Annotated in this window: 4 protein-coding genes; all 4 read left to right on the top strand. The window is 33.4% G+C overall.

The window, feature by feature from the left end; all coding sequences use genetic code 11:
- The first annotated feature begins 180 nt into the window (after positions 1-180).
- The 4 genes from MTCD1_RS18065 (at position 181) to MTCD1_RS18050 (ending at position 3,339) form a co-directional block, all read left to right on the top strand.
- The gene (locus MTCD1_RS18065) at positions 181-714 is read left to right on the top strand and encodes a hypothetical protein (RefSeq protein WP_057180801.1); all 534 of its coding nucleotides are present in this window, start codon (positions 181-183) and stop codon (positions 712-714) included.
- Between the two features lie 135 nt (positions 715-849).
- Positions 850-1,371 (top strand): hypothetical protein, encoded by a 522-nt coding sequence (locus tag MTCD1_RS18060; RefSeq protein WP_057180802.1) that lies wholly within the window; start codon positions 850-852, stop codon positions 1,369-1,371.
- Between the two features lie 152 nt (positions 1,372-1,523).
- Complete coding sequence (locus tag MTCD1_RS18055; RefSeq protein ID WP_057180661.1) at positions 1,524-2,744, top strand: nuclease-related domain-containing protein; 1,221 nt, start codon at positions 1,524-1,526, stop codon at positions 2,742-2,744.
- Positions 2,745-2,868: 124 nt separating this feature from the next.
- Positions 2,869-3,339 carry a DUF6265 family protein gene (locus tag MTCD1_RS18050; protein WP_057180660.1) on the top strand — a complete coding sequence of 157 codons (471 nt, stop codon included), beginning with the start codon at positions 2,869-2,871 and terminating at the stop codon, positions 3,337-3,339.
- Positions 3,340-3,817 lie beyond the last annotated feature (478 nt).

The following is a 3,817-nucleotide window of genomic DNA, read 5'->3' as shown; positions in this document are numbered from 1 at the left end:
AATTATTGCTCACCGATAGAATATGAAGCAATAGCAGCGTGAAAAAAAATGTGTCCGTTTTATCGGGGGAAGATCACACGTAACACTTGCTCGGTTCCACTTCGTTTCACATTGTAGCAAGTATTACTTAGCCCGTTATTTGGGCGTTATAAGTTAATTGAATGGATAAGTTAATCGAATATGAATATGAATTTTAAACATAAAATTAATAACTCTGAACTCTGGCCGGGATTTACAAGCTCAGATCACCTTAATGAACTGAATGATATTGCTGATAACGCGTTCAATAAAGACTCTATCGAGGGTTATCTTGCTGCTCTACTAATCTATCATCAGCTTTGTGAAGAAATGGCAAAGGTACTAATCGAAGATTCAAGATTTTTTATTAAAGCTAGTATTTACCCCTTGGAAATTGAGTTTTCAAAAAGTAAACGAATTATGTTTGGGGGAGTAATCGAACAGCTAAAAGAGACTGTCAGTTTTGATAATAAAGAGTTATTTATACAAAAGTGTCAAAACTTTAATCAAGTAAGAAACTCACTCGCTCATGGCCTGACCAAGAAAACATCGATTGATAGTGTAAAACAAGAACTTGAGAGCATAAAAGAGGTATTTGACGAAATATTTGTGTTATTTGATCAGGCCCATGATTGGTTTTATCTTTGCTTCAAAGACTTCAAAAAAGACAAGTTTATAGATATTCATGATGAGTAAAAACTTATAACAAGGCATTTAAACGGAACTAAAACAGTTGGTTAGGTTCCGCTACGCTCCACATTATAACCAACAATTTTAGTCCGCTTAATGCGGCGTTATATGGTTCTCAAGTTTTGGAGTTTAATTAAATAAATGTTCGATCTAAATGATGATTTGAAAAAAATAAAAACTAAAGTTTTAGTTATGTCTGGGATTTCGCTATTTATTGCCTTAACCCAAGCCTTACCTCAGAAAGTGGCGATCCTTGGTTTGGATTTATCTAAGAATGAAACTATGGCAGGTTGGTTTGTTTTGGCTGTTACCGCCTATTTTTTAATAAGTTTTATTGTTTTTTCAATTATTGAAATAATTCAGTATTACCTTCCAGCTTTGATTGGTCGAAAAACTGCAAAAACCACAGGGGATACAATCGGCTTAACAGCAGATGAATGCTTTCCTGATCACGAACATGAATACTATGATCAAGATGCCGGTACAACGAGCGGTGAAATGAACGATATAAAGAGAAAGAACCAAGAAATTACGTATAAATACAAAAGTAACTTTGTTCGAGTTTCTAATTTAGTTAAATTGACTACTGATGTTCTATTTCCAATTGTATTTAGTTTTATAAGCTTAAAGCTGTTATCTTGCTTTTTAATAAGTCTTCAATAAAACCATATAACAAGCTAATTAATAAGGACAAAAAACAGTTGGCTGTTTTCGTTCCTCAACATTTTAGCCAACAATTTTTTGCCCATTATTAGGGCGTTAGCTGTCTGCGACGCAAAAGCATATATCACAAACCTGCATCATTAGGGAGTTCTATGGATAAATTAACAAAAGGAGAAGTAGGTGAGCTGTTAGTAAGTAACTTTGTTGATAAAAGCTTATCAAAAATATTCTCATTTCCAAGCCCAAAGACAAAAAATAATGTAGAGGTTGCTGATGTACTAATTTGGCTAAATAGAACCGTATTTTTAATTGAAGTGAAAACACGTGATAATTCTCTTAGTACGGCTTCGATAGAATCATGGAGCCATTCAAAAATTAAAGATGCAAGTAAACAAATTAGTAATAATGCAAAAAGAATAAAAGCTAATGAACAAATATTCTTAAAAAATGAGTATTATCAAGCCCAGCTTGACTGTGAAAGTGTGTCCCAAATAGTAGGCTTAATTATTTTGGTTTATGAAGAAGAAAACTCGAATGTAAACCCATCTAAATACTCTCCAGATATTTATTCGAATGAAATCCCTATACATGTTATATCTTGGAAAGATTTAGAAGTAATGATTGAAGAAATAAAAACCGTTCCAGACTTAAATTATTACTTACAAGATCGGTTTCATTACTTGAAAATATCCGACATTCCTTTAGATCAAGAATTAAATGTACTTAGTTATTATAAAACTAAAGAAAATAACTTTCCTACATTTACTACAGATTTTTCGGGAAGTTCTTTTTATCAAAATTATCAAGACATAATGAAAGAAAAAATTAAAATTCGTAATATTCACAATGAAAATTCAGTATGGATTGAAAAGATTGAAGAGTTATTTCTAAGCCAGCGAAAATTAATGGTTGGCATTCCTCTTGGCTTATTGTTTGCTTGGGAGCTTGGTGTTTTAAGTGAAAGAGAAAGAGCATATTACGGAGAGAAAATTAGTGAAGTACAGCAGTGGTTTATAAATGGAAATACTGAGCGTTATTTTTCGTACCAGAGCCAAAATACAGGAAACTGGTTATTATTTCATTTTACACAACTAGATGAAAAACGAGGTTACAAAAGCTTAGAGCAACTAACTAAACAAAAAGCCATAAAAGAAATAGAATTAAATTCGTTTGAGTATGGTATTTACTCAATTGGTTTTAGGGTTTCAGATGTACATCCTTACCCTATTATTGGTTCAAATGGAGCTATTGTTATGAGTATGGATGCCGTTGAAGGAAAATACTCTTCTAAGGACATTGAAGAGGCGTATGAAAAACATGGTAAAAAGACTTCTGTTCCAATTAAAATTGAAGAATTTCCAACAAAAAGCTAACAAGCCACTCAAACGGAAAAATTACTGTTCATGCATTTTGCAAAAAACACGCAAAATCCAAGCCCAGCAATTTTCCGCTTAGTGGGGCGTTAGCTATCTTTACTAATCAATGGAGTTGAGTGCAATGTTAAAGATAATAAGTTTTTTGTTACTGTGTTTAGTTTTTCAACCAACTGTGCAAGCGAAGACTTGTGGTACGATCGAATCATTAACGTGGTTACTTGGTAATTGGAATTCTGAAAACAGCAAATTGAAAATCAATGAATCATGGAAACGAATAAGCGCCAAAACATTTGAAGGTTCTGGATATACGCATTCGATTGAAAAGAACAAAATTGTAAGTTCTGAAACTTTACGATTAGTCGAGATGTCTGGAGAGGTTTTTTATGTGGCTAAAGTTTCCAGTAATGATTTACCTGTTGCTTTCAAATTAACAAGTTGCACTGCTAAAACTGCGATATTCGAGAACTCACTGCATGATTTCCCTAAGAAGATCAGTTATCAATTGAATAAAGAGAACAATATTACTGTTTTTGTTTCGGGAGAAAACGGTAAAGGTTTTTCAATTAAATTTATTCGTGAAGACGATAGCTAACAAGCTGTTAAACAAGGACAAAAAACAGTTGGTTTTGCTCCTTCGTCGCTGATTTTAACCAACTATTTTTTGCCTGTTAACAGGGCGTTAGTAGGCACCGCTAATCGAAGTAAACTTTTATTGTAAAAGCGTGTTTTATAAATTGGCTATATATGTGTTTCGATGAGTTTTCGCCATTAGCTTTTAAAGGTTAACCAGCGAAAATCGGCCTCATATTTTAATTATAGGTTTGTCATGTTCGCTTCAATAAGGCAATTTAAGTGGCTCAAAGTTCAACCTTTTGCGCAGTAGCGGTACGGGGGAGTTTTTTAACTCTTCCATTAAACCACGCAATCATGGTAACTTGTTGTTAGTTTGGTGTATTTAACACACAGCAACTAACAAGCCATTCAAACGGACAATGATCTTACCCCGCTTTAACGGACACCAAAATCTAACTAAAGATGAGGTGTTCAATGCCAAAGTACAACAATCCAAG

This window comes from Colwellia marinimaniae (genome assembly GCF_002207865.1).
GTDB lineage: Bacteria > Pseudomonadota > Gammaproteobacteria > Enterobacterales > Alteromonadaceae > Colwellia > Colwellia marinimaniae.
The sequence above is the reverse complement of the archived record's forward strand: the minus strand, read 5'-3'. Positions and strand labels throughout refer to the sequence as shown.

What these genes read in the sequence shown, in the direction of transcription:
- MTCD1_RS18065 (WP_057180801.1), top strand. Translation starts at nt 181, where the DNA reads ATGAATATGAATTTTAAACATAAAATTAATAACTCTGAACTCTGGCCG.
- MTCD1_RS18060 (WP_057180802.1), top strand. Translation starts at nt 850, where the DNA reads ATGTTCGATCTAAATGATGATTTGAAAAAAATAAAAACTAAAGTTTTA.
- MTCD1_RS18055 (WP_057180661.1), top strand. Translation starts at nt 1,524, where the DNA reads ATGGATAAATTAACAAAAGGAGAAGTAGGTGAGCTGTTAGTAAGTAAC.
- MTCD1_RS18050 (WP_057180660.1), top strand. Translation starts at nt 2,869, where the DNA reads ATGTTAAAGATAATAAGTTTTTTGTTACTGTGTTTAGTTTTTCAACCA.